Source organism: Methyloglobulus sp., from assembly GCF_040079455.1.
Classification (GTDB): Bacteria; Pseudomonadota; Gammaproteobacteria; order Methylococcales; family Methylomonadaceae; genus Methyloglobulus.
In genome coordinates this window covers 1-26,853 of record NZ_JBEBKJ010000050.1, presented here as the reverse complement: position 1 = coordinate 26,853, position 26,853 = coordinate 1, and the positions used below count along the sequence as shown (strand labels likewise).

Genomic DNA, 26,853 nt, shown 5'->3' with positions numbered 1-26,853 from the left:
CCGAAGGGGAGTTGTGCATCGTGACGAACCGAGGACGAACGCGGGCAGCCGAAGGCATTAATCGCCACGTGATTTTTCGCCGCTAAAATCGGATGGACCGCATTTTAGCTTTCGCGAAAAATAGTGGCGCGCTTACGATCTTGCCCGTGAACGCAAGGAACTGGCAGACGACTGGCATTTAGAACACAATGAGTTGACGGCTTTATATGTAGAACGCGGTCTTGACCCAACGCTTGCAGAACAAGTCGCGGGGCAACTCATGGCGCATGATGCGCTGGCTACCCATGCACGGGACGAGTTGGGCTTTTCGGGTATTCATCAGGCCAGGCCCATACAAGCCGCTTTCGTCTCCGCAATTACCTTCGCAGCCGGTGCTGCGCTTCCGTTAGGCTTAACCTGGTACAGCCCACCAGAAATGACCGTTTCCATTGTAGCGGCGAGTTCTCTACTTTCCCTAACCCTGCTGGGTGGACTCGCTGCCCGTACAGGCGGCGCGAAGGTTATCATCGGTGCAGGTCGCGTAACATTATGGGGAGCTATCGCAATGGCAGCTACCGCTATGGTAGGTAAGTTATTTGGTGTCGCTGTCTGATGACATAGATTCGGTCTTATAATGTTTGAACCGTTCCTGCTGAGTTTGTCGAAGCGCACGTGCCTTTCGACAGGCTCAAGGCGAACGGGATTTAAAACTTCACAAGGCCGAATCTATAACTATGAAAACATTAAGCCTGCTACAACCGCGATTGCTAGCACTGCGCCTACCCTCAAGCCCAAGTTACGATCCCCAATCACTGATGCAATGACGCTCTTAACGGCTGAATTTACTGCGACGGCTATTAAAATGGCACGGGCAGCTACACTGAGTTCTAAGCCATCCTTACTCATTTGTGACATTGAAATGGTAATCGGGTCTACATCGGCTATTCCTGATGCAGCAGCGAGCAAATAAGTGCTGGTGTCGCCAAAATAAATTTTCAGGAGCTTGGATAGGAACAGGACGGCAACTAAAAATGCACCGAATTTTAGTGCCATTCTCAATTGAAACGGGTTATCTAGCATAACTTCCTGCTGTCCCTGAAATTCCCGCGCGGTTCGCCACAATAAGAAAGCCAGCAAATAGGTAAGAACGCCCATTATTGACAAAGGCGGAAACAATTCTCGGAAAAGAGCCGGATTTAGCGCTGAAGATAACAGCAGAGTGCGAACAAATAAAGTGGCGCAAGCTGTCAAAATGCCTGCGGATAGCGCATTTTGCATGCCAGGATAAGTCTTTGATAATCGCGATAGATTTAAAGTAACCGCAGTTGAAGAACCCAAGCCACCAAAAATACCCGTCAATACCGGGCCATGCCGATTGCCACCAATTTTGATAGCAAAATAACCTAGGTAAGCAACCCCAGCAATCAGCACCACAAGCAACCAGATATGGTAAGGGTTAAAGACATCCCACGGATCAAAGCTTCGATTAGGAAGAATTGGCAGCATTACCACAGAGATCAGCAATAGTTTAAGTGTGGCTTCCAGCTCGCGTTGTTCGAGTTTGTTCACCCAGCCGTGGAGCAAGGGTTTAAATCCCAGCAGTAGCGTAATCACGACGGCTGTTGCCGACGCGAGCATGGTATGGCCGAAAGCTGTGAGCGCCCCCAAAGTAAAGGTGATCAATGAGGCGATGATGCTGGTGATGCTGTAATCTTCAAATTTATTGAGGCTTTTGCTGTAAGCGATAAGCAAAACAGCCGTCAATGACAGAAAGGCAAAGCCCATCAATAAAATGCCTGTTTGTACAGCAAGAATCCCCCATAAGCCACCAAGCAAGGCGATAAGTCCATGCGTGCGTAACCCAGCAATACGCATCCCTTCGCCCTTATCGCGGGTGTGCCAGCCCCGTTCAAGGCCGATAAGCAGGCCAATTGCCAAGGCGATTCCCAGGAGCTTGAAATTTTGCAATTCAATCATAGTGTTCCCACAAACTCCTGCTCTCTTGTTGAATTTGGAAAGCTCACCGAATTAGACCACAGTGTATTCAAATAATGCCAAGCGCATCAGCCTTTTATACAAGCTTACTGGGTCTCTATGCTGTCTCCAGGGAGTTATAACATCGAATAATACTGTGCAGATTATGGTTTCTTCAGGGTTTGTGAGGATTTTCGGTATTTCTTGTTCGGTGATTGCTTCTATAGGTTGCTTTTCTACCACCGCTGAAAATCCTGGAAACGTAGCGTTAGCGGAGTGAAGATTTTTAGTCCCCAGAAGCGATAGTGCTGTGTGTTTTCACGAAGCGCTGTTTGCGGCGTGAAAATGCACAGCTTTACGACATCGCGTCGAGTCATTGTGCAACGATGTCCCGTACCCCTTGTCGGGTATGGGACGAGGGTAGCAGGACGGCTGGGGCAGCCGCGTTAAGTTTTTGCCGCTTGTTTGAACAGGACGTCCTCAAAACAAGCTTTCGCAAAGATAGCGACTCCCCGCTAGTCTTCCTTTTGGAGTCATTGCAACTTTTAGCCGCTCGTTAATCCGCTCAGCAATAAGCTGATGGAGTGTACATCTTTATAAGGTGCATCAAACTATTTAAATTTGTGCAAGTATACAAATACTAACGGCCTTTCATTATGGTTTGCTACGTTAAAACTGAGTGTTTTTCTGTTAAAAGTCTTTTTCAACGCCTATTACCTGCTTACGGTATAATCAGCCTAGAAAGAGTCGGCTGGGCAGTCGCTGTTTTATCGCAAGATAGAATGGAGGAAAGTCCGGGCTCCATTGGGCAGGGTGCCAGGTAACGCCTGGGAGGTGTGAACCTACGGAAAGTGCCACAGAAAATATACCGCCTTATCACTTGTAAAAGTGCTGGGGTAAGGGTGAAAAGGTGCGGTAAGAGCGCACCGCGCAACTGGTAACAGAAGCGGCACGGTAAACCCCACCCGGAGCAAGATCAAATAGAGGAATATACGCGTGGCCCGCGCGGTTCCTGGGTAGATTGCTTGAGCTGCAAGGTGACTTGCAGCCTAGATGAATGGCTGCTCTCGACAGAACCCGGCTTATAGGCCGACTTTTTCTACCTTCAATTAGGTGCGGTTAGAACATTTCCTTTCGGTAGCCACTCGTCAAAAAGCTTTACGGCCAATATTAAAAATCATTTGATGATTGTTCGTATTTTGAACCCCACCCCTCGTTGTTTTAGCGTGCCGCGTATTTCATAAGTAACGGTAAAAATAAAGTACTTTGCAGGGTAACTCAGGGGCTTACTCGATTTATTTTTGGCTCTTCTGTTTCAATTCGACAGAAAGCATCTCGAAAAGCTTCCCAATGACTCCACGATTCATTCGTACGAACCGCTTACCATTTGCAATAAGTAAGTTTCGATAGCCGATATCCAAATATACCGATTGAATAGCCTTAACAATAGCTTCTTTGTTATGGCATTGTATTGCAGCATTATGAGCCAATACTTTATTTGCTATTTCTTTAAAGTTAGTCATGTAAGGGCCAAACAAAACGGGTACGCCTATGGCAGACGCTTCTAGTAGGTTATGCCCACCTACAGGCATCATACTGCCCCCTACAAATGCCACGTCAGTTGCTGCATATAACATTTTTAATTCACCCATCGTATCGGCAAGGTAAACATCTATATCCATATTGCAGGGTTGTTTCGATGTGCGGGTGACAACACCCAAATTATTCTGCCCACACAATGTAGTTACTTCAGTGAAGCGTTCAGGATGTCTGGGGACAATTAACAACAATAATTTTGGTATTTTCGGTTTGAGTGTTTTGTAAACATCCAAAAAAATCTGTTCTTCCCCTTTGTGTGTGCTGGCTGCTAGCCATACAAAACGATCTTTAAAAGTGCTGGTTTTTAACTGTTTACCTTCTTTTACAATGTCTTCTGCTATTTCAAGATCAAATTTTATATTGCCTACGGTAACAACTTGCTCCGGTTTTGCACCAATGGCAATAAACCGTTCGGCATCTTCTTGGGTTTGGGCGGCAACACACTTCACGTTAGCTAAAACGGGATGCATTAATGAAGGAAATTTTTGGTAGCCACTAGATGAATTTTCCGATAATCGGGCATTAATGACATATAGTGGTATGTCGTTTGCACCACAGTAGGTAAACAGGTTGGGCCAGATTTCCGTTTCCATGATGACCGCAAGTACGGGCTTAAAACACTGCATAAAACGCTTGACCGTATCAGGTGTGTCATAAGGCAGATAAACATGTTCAACTGTTTGCCCCAATACGGCTCTGACTCTAGCTGATCCCGTCGGAGTGGTCGTGGTTATCAATAACTTTGCTTGCGGATTATGCTGCTGTAATCGACGAACTAGGGGAAATAGGGCTTCAGCTTCACCCACAGAAACGGCATGAAACCAGATGACACCTTGGGAAAAATTTCTATCATAATAGGCAAAGCGTTCACGCCATCGTTGGCGGTAATTTGGTGCTTTGATACTGCGCCAAAACAAGCGGAGCAGGATGAAAGGAATGATGAGGTAAAAAACAGCCGAATAAAAAGTTCTCATTAAGAGGGTTGTCTTAGCTTTTCTGGCGTAAAAGATAGATATTTAGCCCCACAAACTTATCACGAAGGATTTCAGGCTAACGTTCTAGCGAACGTAGCCTGAACACTGATGGTATCGACCTAAAAAAAGCTTAGGCTTCAGCAGCAACCTTGATCGACATCGTTACAATTACGTCAGAATGTAGATTAATATCAATATCATAATCGCCTACCTGTCTAATGGTTCCATGTGGCAAGCGTATTTGCTGTTTTTCAATCATGCCGCCAGCTTGATTAATGGCTTCGGCTATATTGAGAGTGCCCACAGAGCCGAACAAACGTCCTTCGTCGCCCGCTTTATGCGTGATAACGATTTCCAGTTTACTCAGCTTGTCAGCATGGGTTTGAGCAGCACCCAATTTATCAGCCGCCGCCTTTTCAAGATCAGCCCGACGTGCTTCAAATTCAGCTATTTTTTTGACTGTAGCAGGAACGGCTTTACCTTGAGGAACTAGGTAATTTCTACCATATCCGTTTTTAATGCTTACTCGATCACCTAGGTTACCTAGGTTTACTATTTTTTCAAGAAGTATGACTTCCATTTTTAATCACCTCTCGGCTGTTAACCGACTATTTTCGCCATCAGGCATTCAAGTTTAATTCAATTTTCTTTTTCGTATATTCAGCCATGTATCACTGAACCCCACTAAGGCAACGGGGAATAGGCTATAGGGTATCAAAAACATGGTAATATAAAACATTGCCACTGCATATTGAGCTATTTTCATTCCAGAAAATACCGTATGTAACACGGCAATGCCGATAAACGTATACAGCACAAACATTATAATGGCGGTATTCCAGGCTATTTGAGATACCGCTCCAGAGCTGAGCATGGCAATGCTAATGATCGCAAGGCTAATTATAGCCAGTCTAGGTTCAGTTTTTAATGATAAAAACTCCTGCCTAAAGCCACCAGGATTGTAAAGCAAGGATTGCCACCATCGCCCTAGGAATAAGCCCAATAACATGCTGAACACCGCCCCAGCGGCCGCTATCCCAGTCATATAAGGTGCTATGAAAGCTATCGTCCGTTTAATATCCTCTACAGGTGCATTGGCGGGTACCATTTTAGGCATGACCTGCGCCCACATTAATGCAGGGTCGGTATTGAATAGATAGTACGCAACAACACCCACGACACCTATCAGAACCGCTATCTCAACAGCTAATGAAATGTGTCGGCCTTCCCTGAGTACAATCGCGATTAACCAGATTGGTAGCCACAAGAAAAGCACATAGATTAGGATAAACTGATAACTAACCTGGATTAATGTAGCCAGTATTCCTGCTGCCAGGCTTGAGCAAACCAGAATAATCAAGCCTTCGTAAGCACCTTTCCTGAGAGTGACTAAAGCTACGGCACCTGAGCTAAATACACTTAAGGGCGCCAAAATTAACGACAACATAGCCAGTGTAGAGGCCAAAAGCATGGCTTCTAACCTGCCGCGCATGATATATGCCGCTAACCATTTCATTAGATTTTCGGATTACTTGTGTGCGTCGCAATAAGGCATCAAGGCAACCATGCGCGCCCGCTTAATAGCGACGCATAATGCTCTTTGATGTTTTGCGCTGGTACCAGTAATACGACTAGGGATAATCTTGCCGGTTTCCGTGATGTAATCTTTCAATAAATCAATATCTTTGTAATCAATTTCCGTTCCACCTTCACCGAAACGGCTTAATTTTTTGCGTCTAATATTACGAGCCATAAATATTCCTTAGTAATGTTCTTAATTAAATAACAACTTCTGGATCAATTTCATCTGAATCAAGATCTTCATCTATCAGATCATCCAGATCAATATCATCATCAAGGACAACTGCCTCTGATGCGACCGCCGCTTCTTTAGCCAATAAGCCTTTAGCCCGTGCTTCAGCGGCTTTGCTCTCTTCTGCGGTTGCAATCGCAATGGCGGAGACTTCAGTAATCGCTTCCTTTTGGACGAGTATCATGCTGCGTAAAATCGCATCATTAAAACGAAAACCGCTCTCTAATTCAACGAGAGTTGGCTGGTCGCATTCAATGTTCATCAAGACGTAATGGGCTTTGTGGATTTTCTTGATAGGGTAAGCCAAATGCCGACGACCCCAATCTTCCAGGCGGTGTATTTTGCCGGACGCAGTTTCAATAATCGACTTATAGCGGTCAATCATCGCCGATACTTGTGCACTCTGATCTGGGTGCACTAAAAAAACAATCTCATAATGTCGCATAATTTTCCTTACGGTTAACGCCCCCATCGTCTATGAGCGACGATGATGAAGCAAGGCCGGCACTATTTAAGTGCCAATGAAAAACCGTGCATTATAGCCTTTTTTGTTTGTTTTGGAAAGCTTTAGCCTTTGCGATAAATTGGCAAAGAAATTTCAAGCATTAAATCCAATTTCTTCTAAAAGACAATAATGCCGTGATACCGAACTTCACGATTATTCTGCAGGCTAAAAAAACTTATGTCCTACATATAATTTGATATGATGAGAACCAGAAGCAATGCCACCACTATCGTGAAGACTTCATCTATTTAGTTATTGAGGAATCCCATGCAAAACAAAAATAATAAATCAGCACTTTTCAAGTTTAATCTACAGAAACTCGCCCTACCTTTAGGGCTGCTTGCACTGCTCTCTTTGTCACTCTTTACTAAAGCACCAACAATTTTTCTTACTATCAATACTGATTGGATTCATGGCTTTCAACACCCGTTGCAAGGTTGGGACCATCTTCTAACCATGGTTGCGGTCGGTGTCTGGGCGGCACAGCTACGTGGTGTCGCTATCTGGATGCTGCCATTAACCTTTGTTTGCGTGATGAGCTTGGGTGGGCTTGCAGGTGCAGCGAGCATGGCTATACCCAGCATAGAAATCATGATACTGCTTTCCGGCTTGGTATTTAGCGTATTCATCGTTAAAAAAATACGATTTACCACGCGCATGAATGTCTTGATCGTGGCTTTCTTTGCGTTTTTTCATGGCTATGTACATGGGCAAGAAATATCCGCCTCGGCGAGTTTGATTTCCTACACATTAGGTTTTGTATTCGCCACCGCGCTGTTACACGGGGCTGGCATAGCCGCCGCACGTTTGATGACCTTATCTTTTGCCTTTTTTGTAGGAGGCAATGCCTATGCCCAAGAGCCGGAAGTAACAGCAACCGAATCAGCAGAAACCAGCGTAGCCGCTGAAAGTAACAGTAGTAGTAAAGATTCAGTAGAGCTGGATGAAATGACTATTACCGAACGGGCAGATTCCCAAGTAGGTATCGCGGACAGCGCCTCGCAAGGCAATGTCGGGCAAGCCCAACTTAAATTTCGACCGATAACCCGACCGAGCGAAGTGCTGGAAACCGTACCTGGGCTTATTGCTACCCAACACAGTGGTGAAGGCAAAGCCAGCCAGTATTTTCTACGCGGCTTTAACCTAGATCACGGTACTGACTTCCTGACCCAAGTTGATGGCGTACCCGTCAACCAATTATCGCATTCGCATGGTCAAGGCTGGACGGATACTAACTTCCTTATCCCTGAATTAATAGAAACACTAGATTATAAAAAAGGCAGTAACTACGCGGAAAATGGCGATTTTTCCAGCACCGGTTCTGCCAATATTCATTATTACAAAGAACTACCGCAAAATATTGTCAAGTTTACCGGCGGCATGTTTGATTATTACCGTGGCATGGTCGCAGGTTCGCATAAGCTTGGGGACGGCAACCTTTTATATGGTGCTGAAACCGTTTATAACAACGGGCCATGGACAGTCGGCAATGATTACCTGAAGTTTAACGGCGTATTGCGTTATAGCGAAGAGCATGGCGATCATGGCTGGAGTATTACCGGTATGGCGACTAAATCCGACTGGTATGCGACCGATCAAATTCCATTACAACCAGTCAACCAAGGCAAACTTGATCGGTTTGGCACTATTGACCCTACCGATGGCGGCGATAGCCAACGGTATAGTTTAACAGGTGAATGGCATCGTCAAGATGCAGCAAGCGAAACCAAGTTGATGGCTTACGGGGTATATTCCAAATTAAATTTGTTTTCCAACTTTACCTACTTTTTGGACAACAACACACCTGATCCACAAAAACCGGGTGGTTGTCTCAGTGCAACGTCGCAAACCGTTTATAACTGTGGCGACCAATTTGGTCAGCCAGACGATCGTTGGACAACAGGTTTTAAAGGCAGTCATACCCTGTTCCACAAACTTGGCGATGCCGATTCAGAAACCACATTCGGTTTACAAATTCGCAACGACAACATTCAAAATGCTCTTACCAAAACTCATGCTCAAAAACAGTATGGCATTACTCGCCAAGACAATATCTGGGTAACTTCCATCAGCCCATATGCGGAAAACAAAACCCGTTGGAACGACTGGTTTCGAACTAACGTGGGCGTACGTTTTGATGGCTTTCGCTTTAACGTTAACAACAGCAATGTCAGCCAGAACAACGGTGAACGCTATGATGGCCTAGTCAGCCCAAAACTTGGTCTAATCTTCGGCCCTTGGGCAGATACCGAGTTTTATCTGAACGGTGGACTTGGTTATCACAGCAATGATGCTCGTGGTGTACTGACTACAAAGGATCCATCAAGTGGTGCTACACTCGAAAGAGCCGATCCACTGGTACGCACTTACAGTGCCGAAGTCGGTGTGCGCTCAACCTGGGTGAAAGGCTTACAAAGCACTTTGGCGATCTGGTGGCTGGATATAGATTCTGAGCTCTTGTTTATTGGAGATGCGGGAACAACTGAAGCCAGTCGCCCAAGCCGTCGCTATGGCCTTGAGTTTAACAACTATTATTCACCTACAGACTGGCTAACTTTTGATGCTGATTTAAGTTTTTCACATTCCCGTTTCCGAAATACTGTTTCGGGTGAAGGCAATCACATTCCCAATTCGGTAGAAACAGTTATTGCGGCAGGTGCGACTTTCCATGATGTCTACGGCGGCTTTTTCGGTGGACCCAGAATGCGTTTTTTCGGGCCCCGCACTTTAATTGAAGATAATAGCAAACGTTCGGAATCAACGCTTTTGCTGTCTGCCATGTTGGGGTATGAGGTTAACAAGAACCTGAGCTTTCAAGCGGAAGTATTCAATATTTTGAATCGTGAAGATGATGGCATTACGTATTACTATGAATCCAGACCCACACCAAATGGCGCTGCCAGTGAAGATTTCCACTTCCATCCGGTCGAACCCGTCAGTTTCCGTTTAGGCTTTACGGCGAAATTCTAACTAATTCGTCATTACTAACGGGTATTCCTAACTGGAATACCCGTTTTTTTACTCACTGAAACCATCCTTAACGCTTTCTACCTTCTTAAGTCTTTGCTTTAACGCTTATCAAAAGTAAACTAATAGATATTTATTGCATCTGACGTTATTTATTTCTCAGTTTACAGAGCAACCATCATGCCCAAACAAATAGCGATTACCTGTTTTTTCTTGCTGTCATGCCTGATAGCTTTACCGAGCCATGCCGAGTCGGCTGTTTTGAAACCCTTTGCATCAGGAAGTTATAAGCAACTACTGGATAGCAATGCCAATAAGCCTTTTATGCTGGTGATCTGGTCGATTACCTGTTCATCCTGCCTTAAAGATATGGCCTTGTTGAACAAGTTGCACAAGGCCAACCCGAACATCAATATGATTATGCTGGCAACTGACGATGTAACGGCGACTGATGATATTCAGAAAATACTTGCGAAAAACGAACTGACCGGACTTGAAAACTGGCTGTTTGCCGACGAAAACCCACAAAAACTGCGTTACGAGATTGATCCAAAATGGTATGGGGAAATGCCACGCACTTATTTTCTAAACAAAAAGCATGAGCGAGAAGGTATCAGCGGGGTTTTGTCTCAAGAAGATTATGAGACTTACTTCAAGAAAACCCTCAATTGAACCACTATGCCCTCAGCAGTTTTTACACTTATGGGTTGGGGCAGAGACTGTGAAAAAATTAAATATTGGGGGTACAAACCTAGGTTTACGATCCCACCACATTGCTAACATCAAAGTCATGTAAAAATACAAATATGATTTTCTGCACATTTTTACAATACTTTCACAGTCTCAGTAGCGTAACCCAACTTTTTCAACGAATTGCTGGGTTACGTTGCACTAACTCAGCCTACTTTGACTTCCTTCGGATATCCTTCCAAAAAACAACGTCTTTTCCCGCTTTATTGATGTATCTCACTTCCTTAGCTCTCATTGGTTGCACCTATAATCCACTTTTAAGCACTGCTGAACCCAAAAAAGTAACAGCCGAATCAACAACGATTACACCTTATTCAACATCAACCTTCGGGCTATACGACATTTCCACGTTTGATGTTTACGTGGACGATGACGTTATCCATATTATTGCAGGCGGCAAAGTTTCCGCCAAAGATAAGCAAACCAAGCTAAATTACACACGTTCTGAGGATGGTGGTCAAAATTGGCTAGAGCCAGTAGCCCTAAGCAATCTTCCAGCAAGTATAAACAGCCGTGGCAATGATATTCAGCTTACCGCAAAGGGAAATCATCTGCTTGCCGTCTGGCAAACTAAGGGCGAACTGCCCAGCATGGGTTCTATGGCAAGTGCTTATTCCGAAGATAACGGCAAAACCTGGCAACAAGGCGCTAATCCGGCGGTTAACAATGAAGGCGACCAATCGCACATCGACCTGATTGCCGATCAGCACGGAAATTTTCATGCTGTTTGGTTGGAAGATCCCGAAGAAAATGGCTACCAAAGCCTACGTTACTCCCGATCCGTCGATTGGGGCAAACGATGGAGCCAAGCTACCACGCTAGATGATTCAACTTGTTCCTGTTGCTGGAATACGCTTGCCTTATCACCAAAAGGTGATCTGAACATTCTCTACCGTGATATGAAACCCCGCGATATGGCTCTACTGCAATCTTATGATGACGGCAAAACCTGGCGGCATGTTAGTACGGTTGGTGAGTTTGATTGGAAGTTTGATGGCTGCCCTCATGTGGGCGGCGCTTTAACCTACACAGGAGCTGATAAACCTAAGCAACTACATAGCTTAGTGTGGACAGGTGCGGAAGAGAGATCGGGTTTATATCATTTGTCCTCTAAAAATAGCGGTAATTGTTGGTCAAAGCCACAAAAGCTTGGCAACACCGCTATTCACGCTGATATTTCTACAATTGATAACGACATCGTCGCAGTTTGGGATGAAATGGAATCCAACGGAACTAGCATTTTTTACGCAAAATCCGATGATGACGGAGCAACCTGGCTAACGGCTACCCGCTTAACCACGGCAAACAATGCGGCAACTCACCCCAGATTGGTTGCTACAAAAAACGGACTGTTAGCCTTATGGACAGAAAAGCCCAGCAAACGAACTGGGCAACTAGCATGGTTTGTTATCGAATAAAGCACAGTCAAGCCATTCAAGCCATTCAAGCAGGATATTTCCGTACTAATAAAGATAACCAACGAATGCACCACTATGTTAATCCCTAAGTTTTACTGCCCATCCCCGCTATCGGTTATATAATGGAAGGCATTTTACAACTCAATCACACAATTTTTCTGGTACAGACTAATGACACGAAGCGACATCATTTTTACGGCTAAACCATTGTTAGGTCTGGCACTATGGGTAAGCTTGATCTTACCCATACCTGTGTTTGCTCATGCCATCATGGTGAAATCACAGCCTGTGGTCGATAGCACGATTGCCGAATCACCCAAACAAGTGGATGTCTGGTTTAACGATAAGGTGGGCAGCGAATATAAAGCGCTGGCGGTCATTGATAGTGCTGGCAAACGCGTTGATAACAAAGATGCCGCACAAGAAACCTTCGATCAATCGCATCTGTACGTCACCATTCCGCAACTTCCGCCAGGTACGTATAACGTGCGTTACCGAGTTGTCTCCTTAGATACGCATATTGTCACGGGCAAATTCAAATTCACCATAAAAACGCCCTGATATATCGTCAACAGAAATAGACCGTCTACTAACGAGGCTCACCACAACATGAAATCACCCTATTCAGCATTACGATTTTTCTTGCTTATCAACATCTTGCTATTAACAGCTTGCGAAAATCCTGGCTACAATGACAACCCCTCGCAAGTCATGACCAAAGCAACAGTCGGTTGCCTGGTCGCCACTGATTTCTATGCCGTTTATTTTAGTGCATACGTCAAACCGCCTATTGACGACGTAAAGATGTCAGCAAAAGACAAAAAAGCCCTGTTCCGGTCATATTGTAAAAACATACCTGCAACGGGCATGGGTTACTTTACTGCCGATGTAGTTGGTGAAGAGTTACGGAAAACCCCTATTGGCATTCGCGTTGTGGAACAAGAATTTGTCGGCGGCGATGAAAGTAAGGCTGAAAATTTCAAAGACATCCGCACCATTGCCGAAATTCCTGCCAAACTCTACCCACGCGGAGCAGTTGAAGCCCAAGCACAATTGGACAAAAACGGCTATTACGCGATATATCTCATAGTGGGTGGCGAAGAAGCCTTATCAGATGAAGATAAGTTAAGAATCCCTCTGCATGTTGGTGTTGATCCTGATGCAAAACCGATTAGGACTTATATCGCGATGGGCATTGGCAGCATCCTCGGTTTAGCGTTGATTGTTTTCGTGGCCTTCCGTTTTATACGTAGACGCAATAACCCGTAGCTTTGCCAGCACTGCGATAGACGAAAATCAAAACAGGAGATTGCGTGGCACTTAAAATAATTAGCTTTATCTTCCTACTTATCCAATTACAAATTAGCTTTGCACATCCGCCTGGCCTTAGTTCGGCGGATTTGACCGTCAAACCTGATGGTTTGGACGCTAAACTAACCTTTGCCGTACAAGACATTGAAGCCTTTGTGCCTATGGATAGCGACGAAGATGCCGAAGTTACCACCGCAGAACGAGATGCGGCAAAACCAGCAATTGCTAATTACGTCGCCAACGAATTAAAAATCCACCTTGATGGGCTTGAAGTTAAAGCCATAACTCCCAGCACGGTCAGTTTCGACAACCAGAATAATGCCACGGTTGACTTACACTACCAAGGTACGCCTACAACATCAGCACTTATTGAGTCCACGTTTTTGAGTAGGCTTCCGGCTGACCATAAGCAATATATTACGGTCAAAAATGCCGGTGGTCATGAGATAGCAAAGAAAATGTTAACCCAGCAAGCCAACGTGCTTGAAATCAACCTGAAAAATAACGCTGAACCCACCGTAGCGGAAAACCATCCCACTTCAACCTTTATTGATTTTCTCAAACTGGGTGTAGAGCATATACTCACTGGCTACGATCATCTGCTGTTCCTATTTTCCTTGCTTGTCGTCACCCGCAGTTTTTGGCCCGCTATCAAGATTATCACCTTTTTTACCATCGCCCATTCCATCACCCTGGCATTGGCTGGCATGAATATCGTCGATATCCCCAGTAGTATTGTTGAACCGTTGATTGCCGCCAGTATTGTGTATGTGGGGCTAGAAAATATTATTCGTGGCGATAAGGTATCCACCAGAGCCCGTTGCATTTTGACCTTCTTCTTCGGTCTTATTCATGGCTTTGGTTTTGCTGGTGTACTGAGGGAAATGGGCATTTCGTCTATCGAAACGGGAATTCTGGTGCCGCTGTTTTCATTCAATCTAGGTGTGGAATTGGGGCAAATCACTGTCGCGTCGATTGTTTTGCCGTTAATTTGGTGGTTGCACGGTAAAGAAAAGATAAGCCGGTTCTTAGTGCCTGTCGGTTCTGTCTTAACTTGCCTTGCTGGGAGTTATTGGCTCTTGGAGCGAACAGTGCTTAACTGAAAATTAGCTATGTTAAAACCTGGTTTTGATATATGGGGATTTTTAGAGATCCCCATATATCAAAGAATACCCAGAAAATGCCAATCATATCTACTGAGTTAGAAAAAGTAAAAAAAGACAGTATCAAAAGATAGTGAGGCTATAAAAAAGCTTGTGACTTATACTTGCTAGGGTTCTTGCAACATTTTCTAAGTTACGATAGCTTTTTTCGATAATGCAAGGTGATGACTTGGGTTATGAAAGTTTTCAGTGCAATATAATTTATCTTATTGATTTAATATGTTTTTATAAAAATAAAGACAAAAAAACAACAAAACGGTATCATAGCCATTTTTTTATAATTGAACAGGTTTCACCATGCAAATCACCGACAACACAGCCGTTTCCATCCACTATACCCTGACCAACGATGCTGGCGAAGAAATTGATAGCACTACTGAAGGTGAGCCACTGGTTTATCTACATGGTACCGGCAATATCATTTTGGGATTGGAAAAGGCACTGTATAACAGAAGCGTCGGTGATAAATTCAATGTGCGTATCGAGGCTGCAGATGCTTATGGTGAATTCAGCGATGATATGATTCAGGTCGTGTCCAGAGCGATGTTTGAAGGCATAGACAACGTCGAAGTAGGCATGCAATTCCACGCTGCGGCAAATTCTGGTTCGGGCGTAATTACTGTCTTAACAGTAGATGGTGACGACATTACGATTGACGGCAATCACCCGCTAGCGGGGCAAGCACTAAGCTTCGCTATTGAAATTGTCGGTGTCAGGCCTGCGACTAAAGAAGAGTCTTCACATGGACATATACACGGTGAAGGATGTAATCATTAAGATTAAAGTTCGATTGATATAGATTAGCGAAAAAGTTAACGTTGCGTTTAACTGGTGCTTTAATTTGCTGCTACTTTGTAAATGTGATTTTCTGAATGCAAAGCCGTAGGATATGGTTCTGTTGAAGTATTGTTAAGCAGTGCTTGTATAATTCGTTGGTCGGTTAGTTTAATGGCCTCTTGAACGACTAAGTGCCAATAAAACTTAGCAGCCTACTATTTGCTGGTGCTATTAAAAACTGTTGGGTTGGCCTGAAACACCATTAAAAAGTCGGTGCTTCAGGACTCACTGCCTTAATCAGGGAGCTTAATTCCAGAATATTTGAGTAAAAAAAACTTCACCCGAACTACTTTTTGCTATACCGATTCCGGTCATTCTATAATTTCCGACAATACTGGCAAGATGCGGCGCACTTTGCAACCAACCCTCCATGGCTGTCGCAGCCGGATCGCTATACCCCCAATTGGAACCGACATTTTCGCCTGCACCACCATAAGGAAGGGTATTCGCTATCGTTTGAATGCGCGTTTCGAAACCTATGTGCCCAAAGGCCACTTTGCCAGATGCCATATTTTGGCTGTGTGTCCGCGCTATATTACTGATGACAGAATTCAGCGTTAATGCCTTTAAACCACGGGAGGCACGGTAGGCGTTGATTTTCTGATGAACGCTCTGCTCTAATGCGGTTATGCCTGTGCTGGTTTGTGGTGGGGGCGTTGTTGAAGGCGGCTGTGTCGGCGGCGGCTGGGTAACTACTGGTGGCTTTGTAGTGTTAGTGGCATATAGCAGCGAGACGGTGCCATCGTAATGATTGGCAATTGCCAGATCGAGACGCTGATCACCATCAAAATCACGAGTAGCAATTGAGGCGGGGCCGCTTCCCACGGGATAGACAACTCTAGGTAAAAAATTACCATCACCTTTACCACTTAACACCGATAGTGTTGCATCAGAAAAATTTGTGGTCGCTATGTCGAGCGTGCCATTGCCATCGAAGTCTGCACTGGCTATCGACCAAGGATAAGCACCGGCCGCTAGTTGACGCTCAGGTAAGAAATTGCCATTCCCTTGACCCAGTAAAATGGCGATCTTGCCTCCCGTATATTTAGTAACCGCTAGATCGACATTTTTATCTCGGTTAAAATCCTTCGCGATAATAGAATAAGGTCCTGGGCCAACAATTAAATTGGCTTTTTTAGGGAACTTACCCGCTCCATTCCCCATTAAAACCGTGACGGAATTGTTGCCGTAGTTGGTAATAGCAAGATCCATCAAGCCATCCTTGTTGAAATCACCATTTGTAATTGAACTAGGCTTGCTACCCACGGTAATTGCCGATGGTGGTAGAAAGCTTCCTTTGCCTTTGCCTTGCAGTAAGGAAACTGTATTGGCCGTATAGTTGGTGACCGCAACATCTAAAATATTGTCACGATTGAAATCGGCCAACACTAACGAGAAGGGCGCGACACCGGCAAGATAATTAACCGCTGCCTTAAAAGTGCCATTGCCAATGCCTGACAACACTGAGAGGTTTTTACTGTCATGGTTGGCGACTATCAAGTCAAGCTTGCCATCAGCGTTCAAATCTGCTGTACGAACCATGCGTGGGCGAGCCCCTACATTAAACTTAACAGGAAAGCGAAAACTACCATTACCGTTACCTAACAATACTGAGACCGTGTTATTGTAAAAGTTGGTAACGACGAGATCTTGTTTTTTGTCTCCGTTAAAATCGCCCTCAGCAATAGAGCTCGGATAATTACCTACCGAGGCATCGTTTCCCACTTCAAATGCATCGGCGATGCTTATGACAGTAATGGCCAATAGCAGCATGATAGAAAACAGTCCTCTAATCATATTGGTTTTATTCATAAATTAAATCTCATTTCATTTATATGACAAAAAAATCTTCTGCTGATATTGATACCACCAGAAGCTTTTGATTTAAGGAAAAAAAATTACAGATAGCAAGATCGAAGCCGGAACGTAATTCTTGAAAAGATAAAGTATAGCTAATCTTTAAGACCTAGTCTTTTGGGGAACACGCTGCATAAAGATTTTAACAAGCGAGGTGAACCAACTAAATACAACCAAAATCTGTGATTTCCTTATCTGAAAATCAGTATTCATCGTAGACGCTAAAAATTAAGTACGCCTTAATAATGCCGTCCGCCCCATCTCAAAACAATTCAATTCTCGCTAAACTGTGAACTAGTTCTCATTATTTGCGAACGTTTGTAAATAATTCGAAACTAAAGTAGCCGCATCATAAGGGTTGAGAAATTCAGCACAGAACGTGTCCACTAAGCCGGCGCAATATTGCGGAATATGCGCGTAGTCCAGATGTTTACGCACCACCGCAGTGAAAACCATTTTAGGGTTACTTGCTGGCGTGACAAGCCTGTCATGCGCTCGATATAGCGCAGCAACACACGGACAGAACGACCTTGGCGGGCGTGGCCAACCCGCGTGAGGACGCGCTCGATAAAGGCACTGCGTTTTGCTTTGGGTGCGTGCGAAGCGACTTCTGTTGTCCCGTCTAAACACGCCTTGACCTGACCCAAGGTCTGTAATTTTGTTGATCACCATGCCTTGCATCATGACCGATTTAGGACTTCAGCTATTCAATTCAGATGCGTTCCTTGGTGGAAATACGTAACTCCTTCAGACTCATTTCATATTGGAAGAGGCTGAGATTAAGAAAATTTATCGAAACGTGATACAATCCTGCGCGGTAATTTTAAGAATTGACCGAAACAACGCTATACAACACACAAAGAGGATAACCCAATATATGAAAACCTTAAAAACAATCGTACTTTCTTCCCTGATCGCAATGGCTATGGGTGCTTTTTCATCAGTCGCACTGGCAGAAGCCGGTGAAGGCAGAGTTTCATATTCCCCTGCCGATGCTATTGATATGATGATTGGCGAGCTCAAGAAAGCTAAAGTTGCTGCCGCTGAAGGCAAACCAGGTGATGAAGTCTACAAATTCATCAAGCAAGCGATGGATTACGGCAAAGATGTTAACGCAAACGATGTGGTTGATAGAGAACGCTCACGCACTAACGAAACTATTAAAAAAGCAAGGACTATGGCTAAGAAAAACGAAATGAAAGGGATTGATGAACACTTGGATAAGGCTATCAAGGAACTAGGAGACATCAAGGGTTTAATCTAAACACTTACAGCATTTCACTTACATCCAGCCCTTTTAATCCGAAATAATAAGGGTTAGGGCTGGAATTCCCCAGGATTTAATAAAGCCCAAGCTGCAATTGGGCAACCTCAGACATCATTTCCCGTGACCAAGGTGGGTCGAGTACTACTTCAACATTAACGCTATTCACACCCGGCAAGGCGCGGATACATTTTTCGACATCGCCTTGAATAACCGGCCCCATCCCGCAACCAGGGGCGGTTAACGTCATAATGACGTTAACATCGTTTAGTGCTTCATCTTTTACTGATGGCCGTACGTTACAGTAATACACCAAACCAAGATCTACGATATTGACCGGAATTTCAGGGTCGTACACGGTTTTCATCACTTCCCAACAGTTGTTTTCCACCGCTTCGCTATCAGTATCGGATACCAAGGTGTGTAGCTGGTGATGCTCTTTGCCCAAGGCATCGGCATCGGTATTGGCAATGCGAACCATGCTGCCGTGTTCAGTAACGACGGTATAGCTATTGCCCAGCGCCTGATGAATAGTCACTATTTCACCCTTGTTTAAGGTGGTTGTGTTACCGTCAGGTACCGTGATGACATTGACATCACGGGTTAAAACAACATCTTCTCTTTCGGACATATATGATAGTGAGTTATAAATGAAAGGTTCTGGCATCAATCATCTGACCGTTTACACCTATGCTTTGTGGGCCAAACAAGTATAAATAAGCGGCGGCTAAGGATTCCATTGCAGGTAATCTGTTTTTGTCTTCTGCTGGGTAAGCCCGTTTCCGTAATGGTGAATCCACAGGACCTGGAATAAAGACATTGACCCGAATTTTGTTGGATGATTCCATTTCTTCAGCAAGGATTTTCGCCAACCCTTCCAGTGCAATTTTAGATACGCCATAAGCGCCTGAATATGCAGGTGCAACCCGTACGGAGGAATCCGAGGTGAATACGATGGCGGCATGTTCATTTTTTTGTAATATAGGCAATAACACCCGACATAGCAAAAAAGGCGCATTCAGGTTGACGTTTAAGGTGTGTCCCCAATCTTTAGTGCCTTGAGACGCTAATGGTGTGTAGCTGGTGAACTCTACGGCAGAATGCAATAAACCTTGTAGAGAGCCGTATTTTTCCTCAATTTTATCGGCTAACTCTTGATATTCATCTTCATTAGCACCTGCCAAATCAAACGGATACATTACCGGCTCAGGTGCATTTGCTGCTTTAATAGTATCGTAAACAGCTTCCAGCTTAGGGATGCTTTTATCCAATAAGACAATCGTTGCACCTTGCTTAGCTAAGGCTAAAGCTGCTGTGCTGCCCAGGCCACCACCTGCGCCGGTAATCAAAATGACTTGATTAGTTAACGGCATGGCAGTGTTTTGTCAATTGCAAGCAAGAGCTGGGATAAGGTATAGCCACTTGAAAGTTTTGGAGTTTTACTAATATTCACGTTGGAAAGCAGCGATGTAATTGACATCAATATCTTTGCTCAGGCTGAACTGCTTAGTGAATGGATTGTATTCAATACCCACCATGCCTTGCAAAGTAAGTCCGCAAGCACGGGCGGATTGACACAATTCCGACGGCTTGATGAACGTCTTGTAATCGTGCGTACCTTTAGGCAGCATTTTAAGTAGATGTTCAGCCGCTACAATCGCCAACATATAGGCCTTGGGCTTTCGGTTAAGTGTTGAGAAAAACACCATTCCACCCGGCTTTACTAACATCGCGCAGGCATTGATGATGGAACCTGGGTTGGGAACATGTTCCAGCATTTCCATACAGGTGACATGATCGGAACTTTCGGGTTGCTGGCTTGCCAAATCTTCTGCGCTGATTTTTTGATAATGTACGCTGATGCCTGATTCAAGCCCGTGCAAGTCAGCGACATCAATTAGGTCTTCACTGAGATCAATACCCGTCGCATCAGCGCCGTGCCTTGCCAGTGCCTCGGTCAAAATCCCACCGCCGCAACCGACATCAACATACCGTTGTCCTTCAAGCGCAGCATAACGCTGGATAAATTCCAATCGTAGCGGATTAATGTCATGCAAAGTTTTAAATTCACCTTGCTCATCCCACCAACGTTCCGCCATTGAGCCGAATTTGTGGATTTCTTGTGGGTGTACGTTGTCGGTGGCTGTCATGGGTTTTATTCAGGTTATTAACAAGCGTAGTTTACTATATTGCTTAGTTATTAGCCATTTCCGGTGTATCGCTCTTTTAAATCGAACGTTTAGGCACTTTCTTAGGTTTTTTGGTATTGTAGGCTACCTGTATAGATTCATTCGTCCATAGCTGTAGTTGTTCGGGGTCATTCAGCACCTCTTCTGGCAATTCAAAATATTTACGAACTTGAACCTGTCCTTTTTTGGTCACATACGAAAACGGCTGCATTCCTGCTTTCTCGTACTTCTTTCGAGTGTATTCATCCACTGCAAAATACAGGGTGTTGTGCATAATCATGGCAAACTGCACGCTATCAAAATATACCCCCGCACCACCAAAAAAACGGGCTATTCGTACGGGGAATAGCGGTTCCAGAAACTCTAAAACGAATTCCGTAAATTCAGTGCTGGCGGTCATTGTTTTTTAGCCAACAGGTGGATCAAAAAATCCAGACATCTGTGTTAACCGTCCATCAGCCCCATACAGACCATAACTTGTACCTTGGGCAAGGTTGTTGCCCTCGCCATCGACCATATTCCAATGTGTCAGGCTTCGATCATGGTGGTTTTTAAAATCGGTGGTCACAAATTTTACTCCGGGTACGTTTTTTTGAAGCTCAGTCATATATCCAGATAATTGCTCGTATCCTGTAGCCTGCATAAGTGGGTCGGTATACACGCAACCGGGACTTAAGCATTGTTCGAATAATGCGAAGCGTTTCGACGTGTCTATTTCTGCCCATGATTGCGTGTAAGTTTCCCAAGTATTTTTGTATGAATTGCTGGTCATTGTTTTATCCTGATATTAAAAAAATTGTTAAGCGCGGTTAGACCTCTGCATTTTTGCCCAATAATAAATAAACCCACTCACCAACAGAATATGAAGAATTGTGTTCGGTACAATTCCAGATAGCTTGGTAATGATGCCGTTGGCGTAGGCGAGCGGTTCAATAATCAACAAGCTTAATTGCAACATAATATTGCCGATAAAAAATGCTTTAAGCGTCGGGGAATCACCATGGTCTCGGACGAGAAAGAGCGATACACCTACTGAAATCAGTAAAGCACCCACTTCACGCACCCATACCTCAGTCGCTGCACTTGCCACTACGCCCTTGCTCTCCAGCAAAATAGCTGGGGCAATAAGCGCGAATGTACCGACTGCCAAGGCGATAAATGATGCAACGCTTAAAAATGTTTTTCTTTTCATGACGGGCAAAATTCTTAATTGATAGGTTAAAAATATTTTATCGTTCCAAGTGCTGGGCTTGGGAACGATATAAACCTTTCCGGCAACAGGTTCACATTTTAGATGTGCAATTGAACATCCACTGCACACCGAACCGATCTGTTAATTTGCCAAAATAGTCTCCCCAAGGCTGCACGGCAAGGGGTGTGGTAATTTGGCCGCCGATTGCGAGGAGAGTGAAAAGACGATTGGTTTGCTCACGACCATCCAACATAAGGGAATCTCTAAAAATTCAAAAAACTCCTTCTCCCTCTGGGAGAAGGCCTGAATGAGGGTAATAAAATCAAGCAATTATAGCCCTCTCCCAGAGGGAGAGGGGATTATTAGAGGTTCCCATAAAGATCATAGAAGAGCCGCGCATAGGCTCCGCATCGTCATTATCCGAGGCGAAAAAACGTACCCCAGGCCCTTCAAACTGCGCATGCATGGTTTTGCCGCGCATCGATTCAGTGCGGACGGGCATTCCGTTTTCGCCGTGGCGAAGGATGGAAACAACCGACCCAAAGCCGCATTCTGTATAGAACTCGAGCGCCTGTTCGCAGCTTGTGGTGAAGAACAGATGGTTTGAGAGGTTCATTCGTGACTCCAAGGTTTTATTGTTTATTCGTGAGCGTCAATTTTGAGTGCGCCCACGTAAACAAATTACGTCACTTGATTTAAAGCCTGAAATTTTTCAGTCAAGTTCCACGGCAGAAATTGGTCTAATGCCTCGGGCTCATTGTCCTGCTAAGTTTAGGCAGTTCAGTGAGCAAATGCCTCAGGTAGTCAAAAGACGCCAGATTATTGGCAACTGCTGTTTGCACTAGCCCACTTTCTTATAAAATTAGCGTTCAAATTCCAATGGCGACTGATAGCCTAAAGTTGAGTGTGTTTGTTTCCCGTTGTAAAAGGTAAGGCAACCATAATACTTAGTTTGGCTGACGTTTTAATTCTGAACTTTTCGTAAAATTAATAACATCAAAACGGTAAGGGCAGGGTTTAACCCCGCCCTGCATCACATAGAATCAGGCATCTCCTTGCATCGGCAACAACCTAATTTATAAAGAGACACCCCAATTACATATTATCCAAAATCGCTTTCTTAACCGCATTCAACTCCGGCTCTATCGTCACCATCCGTGCTGAGGCACATTGTTTGATGGCGGTATCAGGATCTTTTATGCCATTGCCTGTAAGGGTACAAACTATCCTGCTACCTTCTGGAATTTTGCCGGATTTAATGTCTTTGATAGCGCCTGAAAGCGATATTGCCGAGGCGGGTTCGCAGAATATACCTTCATATTGCGTCAACATTTTTTGTGTTACTAAGATTTCTTCGTCAGTAAATTTATCAAACCAACCGCCGGATTCATTATGTGCAACCCAGGCCAAATCCCAGGATTGCGGATTGCCGATGCGGATAGCGGTGGCGATGGTTTCTGGATGCTCGATAGGATGACCTGCCAAAAACGGCGCAGCACCTGCCGCCTGATAACCGCACATCATGGGACGTTTTTTGCTTACCGCTTTATGTGTTGCGCTATCAGTTGAATATTCTTTGTAACCCATCCAGTAGGCTGAAATATTTCCCGCATTACCAACTGGTAGACAGTGGTAATCGGGCGCATCGCCTAAATCATCAACAATCTCAAAAGCCGCCGTTTTTTGCCCTTGCAGACGATAGGGGTTGATCGAGTTTACAATCGTCACTGGCGCGTGATCGACTATTTCTTTGACCAAATTCATGCCTTGGTCGAAGTTGCCGTTAATCTGAATAATGGTGGCATCATACATTAAAGTTTGCGCCAGTTTTCCCATGGCAATCTTGCCATCGGGAATTAAGACGAAAGATTTAATGCCAGCCCGTGCTGCATAAGCTGCTGCCGAAGCCGAGGTATTTCCGGTAGAAGCGCAGATCACCGCCTTACAGCCTTCTGAGACGGCTTGAGTAATTGCCATGGTCATACCACGGTCTTTGAATGAGCCTGTCGGGTTCAAGCCTTCAAACTTGACGAAAATTTCGACATCTTTGCCAATCATTTTCGGAATATTTTCTAACTTTATCAGAGGCGTATTGCCTTCATTTAAAGTGATAATACGGGTCTCATCGTTGACTGGCAAACGATCACGGTAGCGGTTAATTAATCCAGTGTAATGGGTATGGGCAGACATAGTTATCCTAAGGTTTCCAGGCGAATGCGGTTGACTTTTCCGGTCACGGTCGGCAACGACTCAATCTCGGCGATTGCCGCATTCATTTCTTTTTCAAGGGTGATTTGTGTGAGCAAAATAATAGGTATCAGTGCCCTGTCATCCAGCGCTTTTTTCTGGATAATGGCATCAATGCTGATTTGGTGTTTGGCCAGGATGCGGGTAACATCAGCCAAAACACCGGGTTTATCTTCTGCATTAAGCCGTAAGTAATAAGCGGTCTTAAATTGCTCTGGCGGCAAAACTGGAATATCGTGCAAAGCATCGGCTTGAAATGCCAAATGCGGAACGCGGTTTTCAGGGTCGCTGGTTAACGCACGAACAACATCAATCACATCCGCAACGACTGATGAAGCCGTAGGATCAGCACCTGCGCCTGCGCCATAATAAAGGGTAGGCCCTACCGCATCGCCTTTAACCACGATAGCATTCATCACGCCATCCACATTGGCAATTAACCTGCGTTCTGGGATTAGCGTAGGATGCACCCTTAATTCAATGCCTTCCGGCATTTTTCTGGCAATACCTAAATGCTTGATGCGATAACCCAATTGCTCGGCATATTCCACATCGGCGCGGGTAATTTGGGTAATGCCTTCGGTAAAGACTTTATCGAACTGCAAGGGAATCCCGAAAGCAATTGAGGCCAGGATGGTTAGCTTATGCCCGGCATCAATGCCTTCGACATCGAACGTGGGATCGGTTTCGGCATAGCCTAATGCTTGCGCTTCCGCCAGCACGTCGTAAAAATCGCGGCCTTTATCGCGCATTTCAGTCAGGATGAAATTGCCGGTACCGTTGATAATTCCGGCAAGCCACTGGATTTGGTTGCCGCTCAAGCCTTCGCGGATGGCTTTGATAATCGGAATGCCGCCAGCAACTGCGGCTTCAAAGGCGACGATCACACCTAGCTCACTGGCCTTGGCGAAAATCTCGTTGCCGTGCAAGGCAATCAGCGATTTGTTGGCGGTGACGACATGCTTGCCGTTGGCAATTGCCGCCAACACCATGTCTTTAACCGCGCCTGCACCACCGATCAACTCCAGGACAATTTCTATCTCAGGGTCGTTGATGATTTCATAAGGGTCTGTGGTTAAGGCAATCCCTTGGGTATCGCAAATGCGTTGCTTGCTTAAATCCTTGGCGGACGCACGCGTGATGATGATCTGCCGCCCCGCTCTACGAGCGATTTCTTCGGCGTTGCGTTTCAGCACATTCACCGTGCCGCCGCCGACCGTGCCTAAACCGATGATACCTATTTTTACGGGTTTCAAGTTTTATCCTTTAAGTTTGTAATACATTAAATCTAGCCTTTTATGCCTACTATTTTACTTGGCATCTTGAATTTCCGGGATGTTTTTTATGAAGATCGAAACTTACGGCAAAACAACCTTACAGCCATCAATATGCTTGGCTGCCTTAATCATCTTCTTGTCAAAAGAACAAAATGTTTTGCAATGTTGCGAAAAGGCAAGATGAAAAGCATCGGCAAAATCTAATCCTTGCGAATGCCAGGCAAGCGTCTGCGCCAACAAAGCGGGATGATTTAGATGTACATTCGGCAAGCCGAACAACTTGGTCATTGCCGTATTGATTTGTTCAGAATCAAACTGATATGCAAACCGTAACACCCATTCGCATTCAAGAATGACGCTATCGGCAATAAAAATCTCATTGCTGGCAAATAATCGATGGGCTTTTTGGTATTGCTCGGCATCATCCTGGGTTAATAGGCGAACGATAATCTTGGTGTCAACTGCAATCATAAAACTGCGTTTTTAAGCCCTCCGCAACGGCATTATCCATTTCAACAATTGACTTAGGCTTTCCTGTGTAAAGCAAACAACCCGCCACATCGTCGAGTGCCGATTCGACAAAAGGCGCTTTCGGTTGCAACAGAATACCGCTGCCGGTATCGATAAGCGTGAGTTCTTGCCCCGTGTCCCAATGATAGGCATCGCGTATCGGTTTAGGAATAATCACTTGGCCTTTGCTGGAAAGTTTAACGGAATCCATTACAAATCACTCGAAGTAAGAAAAAAGTAAGACTTTAAGGTTACATTGACACTTTGTCAATGTAAGGAATGAAGGTTATTCGTCAAATTAATTCGAGAAGATAGGCCGTAGATACCGTTAGCCCCGTCAGTTGAATAAATCTGATTGTTAGCTATAGTTAGCTGTGTTGACAGTTCAACTCAGAGTAGATAATATGCGGGAGCGCAGAGACGTATTTATTCTGTTAGTCACAACCAATGATGCTTTTTGCCCAGCCGGACGGGGCATGTTGCCCCGTTCGTAGGTTTTTAACATGGCACAAAACCCCATATCCATCGGCAAAACGTGAGTGACGGGGTAACTACCCCGTCACACTCAGGGCCGTAACAGAACACTAGCAGAATGCGCTAATTTTTACTTATTTTAATAACCCTTTTTATCAGGAGTCATCTATGAAGTTTGCCTTTGTTAAGGCTGTTTCGGTAGCCACAGCCCCCCCCCTAACTACGCCGTTAGTACTGGCGACTGGAACGGCAGTATCGCGTTAAAGCCTACAAAACTCTGGGCAGCACGGGGTTTACCTCGGTTTAAAAGCCCACGATTTTCAGCCTGGTTAAGGCTGTTTGCTGTCGTTAGCGTGTTGGCTGGCGTTGCCGCCCTGCCCGCGCAGGCGGCAGTCACTGCACCGGTATACAGCGTACTGCACAGCTTTGATAGGATTACTGGCTATTTCCCATCCGCTGGGGTCACTTTCGGCAGCGACGGCAGCCTGTATGGCACGACTCAAACTGGAGGTACAACTGGCTACGGTACGCTCTGGAAGATCAACCCGGCGGG

At 44.9% G+C, this 26,853-nt stretch carries 27 protein-coding genes, 1 other RNA gene and 1 pseudogene; 10 read left to right on the top strand and 19 right to left on the bottom strand.

What is annotated here, in order from left to right:
* Positions 1 to 145: 145 nt before the first annotated feature.
* Positions 146 to 592: pseudogene (locus tag ABL924_RS11610) on the top strand (VIT1/CCC1 transporter family protein); the annotation flags it as partial.
* A gap of 119 nt (positions 593 to 711) precedes the next feature.
* Here ABL924_RS11610 and ABL924_RS11605 read toward each other — a convergent pair.
* Positions 712 to 1,956, bottom strand: coding sequence for an MgtC/SapB family protein (locus ABL924_RS11605; RefSeq protein ID WP_349027258.1), 1,245 nt, complete (start codon positions 1,954 to 1,956; stop codon positions 712 to 714).
* A gap of 740 nt (positions 1,957 to 2,696) precedes the next feature.
* On the opposite strand from ABL924_RS11605, the gene rnpB reads away from it, so the two are divergent.
* Positions 2,697 to 3,054, top strand: an RNA gene (gene rnpB / locus ABL924_RS11600) — RNase P RNA component class A.
* Positions 3,055 to 3,248: 194 nt separating this feature from the next.
* On the opposite strand, the gene waaA is transcribed toward rnpB, so the two are convergent.
* The 5 genes from waaA to rpsF form a co-directional block, all read right to left on the bottom strand.
* Positions 3,249 to 4,526, bottom strand: a complete 1,278-nt coding sequence (waaA, locus tag ABL924_RS11595) for a lipid IV(A) 3-deoxy-D-manno-octulosonic acid transferase (protein ID WP_349027257.1) — start codon at positions 4,524 to 4,526, stop codon at positions 3,249 to 3,251.
* A 130-nt stretch (positions 4,527 to 4,656) separates the two neighbouring features.
* Complete coding sequence (gene rplI / locus ABL924_RS11590; protein WP_349027256.1) at positions 4,657 to 5,106, bottom strand: 50S ribosomal protein L9; 450 nt, start codon at positions 5,104 to 5,106, stop codon at positions 4,657 to 4,659.
* Between the two features lie 54 nt (positions 5,107 to 5,160).
* Complete coding sequence (locus tag ABL924_RS11585; protein ID WP_349027255.1) at positions 5,161 to 6,042, bottom strand: hypothetical protein; 882 nt, start codon at positions 6,040 to 6,042, stop codon at positions 5,161 to 5,163.
* A gap of 12 nt (positions 6,043 to 6,054) precedes the next feature.
* Positions 6,055 to 6,279, bottom strand: a complete 225-nt coding sequence (gene rpsR, locus ABL924_RS11580; RefSeq protein WP_349027254.1) for a 30S ribosomal protein S18 — start codon at positions 6,277 to 6,279, stop codon at positions 6,055 to 6,057.
* A 25-nt stretch (positions 6,280 to 6,304) separates the two neighbouring features.
* On the bottom strand, positions 6,305 to 6,784 hold the full coding sequence (gene rpsF, locus ABL924_RS11575) for a 30S ribosomal protein S6 (protein WP_349027253.1): 480 nt from the start codon (positions 6,782 to 6,784) through the stop codon (positions 6,305 to 6,307).
* A 327-nt stretch (positions 6,785 to 7,111) separates the two neighbouring features.
* Here rpsF and ABL924_RS11570 point away from each other — a divergent pair, with 327 nt between their 5' ends.
* The 7 genes from ABL924_RS11570 (at position 7,112) to ABL924_RS11540 (ending at position 15,230) form a co-directional block, all read left to right on the top strand.
* Entirely contained in the window at positions 7,112 to 9,814 is a 2,703-nt protein-coding gene (locus ABL924_RS11570; protein WP_349027252.1) for a TonB-dependent receptor, read from the top strand.
* Positions 9,815 to 9,991: 177 nt separating this feature from the next.
* Complete coding sequence (locus ABL924_RS11565) at positions 9,992 to 10,483, top strand: hypothetical protein (RefSeq protein ID WP_349027251.1); 492 nt, start codon at positions 9,992 to 9,994, stop codon at positions 10,481 to 10,483.
* A 287-nt stretch (positions 10,484 to 10,770) separates the two neighbouring features.
* Entirely contained in the window at positions 10,771 to 11,979 is a 1,209-nt protein-coding gene (locus ABL924_RS11560; protein WP_349027250.1) for a sialidase family protein, read from the top strand.
* A gap of 171 nt (positions 11,980 to 12,150) precedes the next feature.
* Entirely contained in the window at positions 12,151 to 12,540 is a 390-nt protein-coding gene (locus ABL924_RS11555) for a copper resistance protein CopC (RefSeq protein WP_349027249.1), read from the top strand.
* 48 nt (positions 12,541 to 12,588) lie between these two features.
* On the top strand, positions 12,589 to 13,248 hold the full coding sequence (locus ABL924_RS11550) for a ferric reductase-like transmembrane domain-containing protein (protein ID WP_349027248.1): 660 nt from the start codon (positions 12,589 to 12,591) through the stop codon (positions 13,246 to 13,248).
* Between the two features lie 44 nt (positions 13,249 to 13,292).
* Positions 13,293 to 14,393, top strand: coding sequence for a HupE/UreJ family protein (locus ABL924_RS11545; RefSeq protein WP_349027247.1), 1,101 nt, complete (start codon positions 13,293 to 13,295; stop codon positions 14,391 to 14,393).
* Between the two features lie 357 nt (positions 14,394 to 14,750).
* Positions 14,751 to 15,230, top strand: a complete 480-nt coding sequence (locus ABL924_RS11540) for a peptidylprolyl isomerase (protein ID WP_349027246.1) — start codon at positions 14,751 to 14,753, stop codon at positions 15,228 to 15,230.
* 306 nt (positions 15,231 to 15,536) lie between these two features.
* Here ABL924_RS11540 and ABL924_RS11535 read toward each other — a convergent pair whose 3' ends face one another.
* Complete coding sequence (locus ABL924_RS11535; protein WP_349027245.1) at positions 15,537 to 17,102, bottom strand: FG-GAP-like repeat-containing protein; 1,566 nt, start codon at positions 17,100 to 17,102, stop codon at positions 15,537 to 15,539.
* Between the two features lie 922 nt (positions 17,103 to 18,024).
* Between ABL924_RS11535 and ABL924_RS11530 the strand changes: the two genes are divergently transcribed.
* Entirely contained in the window at positions 18,025 to 18,411 is a 387-nt protein-coding gene (locus ABL924_RS11530) for a hypothetical protein (protein ID WP_349027244.1), read from the top strand.
* Between the two features lie 76 nt (positions 18,412 to 18,487).
* On the opposite strand, the gene sufT is transcribed toward ABL924_RS11530, so the two are convergent.
* The 12 genes from sufT to ABL924_RS11470 all read right to left on the bottom strand — a co-directional run.
* Positions 18,488 to 19,042, bottom strand: a complete 555-nt coding sequence (gene sufT / locus ABL924_RS11525) for a putative Fe-S cluster assembly protein SufT (RefSeq protein WP_349027243.1) — start codon at positions 19,040 to 19,042, stop codon at positions 18,488 to 18,490.
* Between the two features lie 13 nt (positions 19,043 to 19,055).
* The gene (locus ABL924_RS11520; RefSeq protein WP_349027242.1) at positions 19,056 to 19,784 is read right to left on the bottom strand and encodes an SDR family NAD(P)-dependent oxidoreductase; all 729 of its coding nucleotides are present in this window, start codon (positions 19,782 to 19,784) and stop codon (positions 19,056 to 19,058) included.
* Between the two features lie 69 nt (positions 19,785 to 19,853).
* Positions 19,854 to 20,561 carry a bifunctional 2-polyprenyl-6-hydroxyphenol methylase/3-demethylubiquinol 3-O-methyltransferase UbiG gene (ubiG, locus tag ABL924_RS11515; protein ID WP_349027241.1) on the bottom strand — a complete coding sequence of 236 codons (708 nt, stop codon included), beginning with the start codon at positions 20,559 to 20,561 and terminating at the stop codon, positions 19,854 to 19,856.
* 76 nt (positions 20,562 to 20,637) lie between these two features.
* A complete protein-coding gene (locus ABL924_RS11510; RefSeq protein WP_349027240.1) occupies positions 20,638 to 21,000 on the bottom strand; it encodes a TfoX/Sxy family protein in 363 nt (120 codons plus the stop codon).
* A 6-nt stretch (positions 21,001 to 21,006) separates the two neighbouring features.
* Complete coding sequence (locus tag ABL924_RS11505) at positions 21,007 to 21,372, bottom strand: nuclear transport factor 2 family protein (protein WP_349027239.1); 366 nt, start codon at positions 21,370 to 21,372, stop codon at positions 21,007 to 21,009.
* Positions 21,373 to 21,399: 27 nt separating this feature from the next.
* On the bottom strand, positions 21,400 to 21,792 hold the full coding sequence (locus ABL924_RS11500) for a hypothetical protein (RefSeq protein WP_349027238.1): 393 nt from the start codon (positions 21,790 to 21,792) through the stop codon (positions 21,400 to 21,402).
* A 322-nt stretch (positions 21,793 to 22,114) separates the two neighbouring features.
* Positions 22,115 to 22,408, bottom strand: coding sequence for a hypothetical protein (locus ABL924_RS11495; protein ID WP_349027237.1), 294 nt, complete (start codon positions 22,406 to 22,408; stop codon positions 22,115 to 22,117).
* Positions 22,409 to 22,887: 479 nt separating this feature from the next.
* The gene (gene thrC / locus ABL924_RS11490; protein ID WP_349027236.1) at positions 22,888 to 23,982 is read right to left on the bottom strand and encodes a threonine synthase; all 1,095 of its coding nucleotides are present in this window, start codon (positions 23,980 to 23,982) and stop codon (positions 22,888 to 22,890) included.
* A 2-nt stretch (positions 23,983 to 23,984) separates the two neighbouring features.
* Positions 23,985 to 25,295, bottom strand: a complete 1,311-nt coding sequence (locus tag ABL924_RS11485; protein ID WP_349027235.1) for a homoserine dehydrogenase — start codon at positions 25,293 to 25,295, stop codon at positions 23,985 to 23,987.
* Between the two features lie 102 nt (positions 25,296 to 25,397).
* Positions 25,398 to 25,787: a type II toxin-antitoxin system VapC family toxin gene (locus ABL924_RS11480; protein WP_349027234.1), complete on the bottom strand. Its 390-nt coding sequence runs from the start codon at positions 25,785 to 25,787 to the stop codon at positions 25,398 to 25,400.
* On the bottom strand, positions 25,774 to 26,037 hold the full coding sequence (locus ABL924_RS11475) for an AbrB/MazE/SpoVT family DNA-binding domain-containing protein (RefSeq protein ID WP_349027233.1): 264 nt from the start codon (positions 26,035 to 26,037) through the stop codon (positions 25,774 to 25,776). Before ABL924_RS11475 ends, ABL924_RS11480 begins: the two co-directional genes overlap by 14 nt.
* A gap of 592 nt (positions 26,038 to 26,629) precedes the next feature.
* Positions 26,630 to 26,853 (bottom strand): hypothetical protein (locus ABL924_RS11470; RefSeq protein ID WP_349027232.1); only part of this gene is annotated, 224 nt, incomplete at its 5' end.

Bases quoted from the DNA above. Each gene is read 5' to 3' on its own strand.
- ABL924_RS11555 (WP_349027249.1), top strand. From the start codon at position 12,151: ATGACACGAAGCGACATCATTTTTACGGCTAAACCATTGTTAGGTCTG.
- ABL924_RS11585 (WP_349027255.1), bottom strand. From the start codon at position 6,042: ATGAAATGGTTAGCGGCATATATCATGCGCGGCAGGTTAGAAGCCATG.
- sufT (WP_349027243.1), bottom strand. From the start codon at position 19,042: ATGTCCGAAAGAGAAGATGTTGTTTTAACCCGTGATGTCAATGTCATC.
- rpsF (WP_349027253.1), bottom strand. From the start codon at position 6,784: ATGCGACATTATGAGATTGTTTTTTTAGTGCACCCAGATCAGAGTGCA.
- ubiG (WP_349027241.1), bottom strand. From the start codon at position 20,561: ATGACAGCCACCGACAACGTACACCCACAAGAAATCCACAAATTCGGC.
- rplI (WP_349027256.1), bottom strand. From the start codon at position 5,106: ATGGAAGTCATACTTCTTGAAAAAATAGTAAACCTAGGTAACCTAGGT.
- ABL924_RS11500 (WP_349027238.1), bottom strand. From the start codon at position 21,792: ATGAAAAGAAAAACATTTTTAAGCGTTGCATCATTTATCGCCTTGGCA.
- ABL924_RS11495 (WP_349027237.1), bottom strand. From the start codon at position 22,408: ATGAACCTCTCAAACCATCTGTTCTTCACCACAAGCTGCGAACAGGCG.
- ABL924_RS11530 (WP_349027244.1), top strand. From the start codon at position 18,025: ATGAAAACCTTAAAAACAATCGTACTTTCTTCCCTGATCGCAATGGCT.
- ABL924_RS11520 (WP_349027242.1), bottom strand. From the start codon at position 19,784: ATGCCGTTAACTAATCAAGTCATTTTGATTACCGGCGCAGGTGGTGGC.
- ABL924_RS11475 (WP_349027233.1), bottom strand. From the start codon at position 26,037: ATGGATTCCGTTAAACTTTCCAGCAAAGGCCAAGTGATTATTCCTAAA.
- ABL924_RS11560 (WP_349027250.1), top strand. From the start codon at position 10,771: ATGTATCTCACTTCCTTAGCTCTCATTGGTTGCACCTATAATCCACTT.
- ABL924_RS11535 (WP_349027245.1), bottom strand. From the start codon at position 17,102: ATGAATAAAACCAATATGATTAGAGGACTGTTTTCTATCATGCTGCTA.
- ABL924_RS11540 (WP_349027246.1), top strand. From the start codon at position 14,751: ATGCAAATCACCGACAACACAGCCGTTTCCATCCACTATACCCTGACC.
- ABL924_RS11565 (WP_349027251.1), top strand. From the start codon at position 9,992: ATGCCCAAACAAATAGCGATTACCTGTTTTTTCTTGCTGTCATGCCTG.
- ABL924_RS11505 (WP_349027239.1), bottom strand. From the start codon at position 21,372: ATGACCAGCAATTCATACAAAAATACTTGGGAAACTTACACGCAATCA.
- ABL924_RS11510 (WP_349027240.1), bottom strand. From the start codon at position 21,000: ATGACCGCCAGCACTGAATTTACGGAATTCGTTTTAGAGTTTCTGGAA.
- ABL924_RS11605 (WP_349027258.1), bottom strand. From the start codon at position 1,956: ATGATTGAATTGCAAAATTTCAAGCTCCTGGGAATCGCCTTGGCAATT.
- waaA (WP_349027257.1), bottom strand. From the start codon at position 4,526: ATGAGAACTTTTTATTCGGCTGTTTTTTACCTCATCATTCCTTTCATC.
- rpsR (WP_349027254.1), bottom strand. From the start codon at position 6,279: ATGGCTCGTAATATTAGACGCAAAAAATTAAGCCGTTTCGGTGAAGGT.
- ABL924_RS11570 (WP_349027252.1), top strand. From the start codon at position 7,112: ATGCAAAACAAAAATAATAAATCAGCACTTTTCAAGTTTAATCTACAG.
- thrC (WP_349027236.1), bottom strand. From the start codon at position 23,982: ATGTCTGCCCATACCCATTACACTGGATTAATTAACCGCTACCGTGAT.
- ABL924_RS11550 (WP_349027248.1), top strand. From the start codon at position 12,589: ATGAAATCACCCTATTCAGCATTACGATTTTTCTTGCTTATCAACATC.
- ABL924_RS11480 (WP_349027234.1), bottom strand. From the start codon at position 25,787: ATGATTGCAGTTGACACCAAGATTATCGTTCGCCTATTAACCCAGGAT.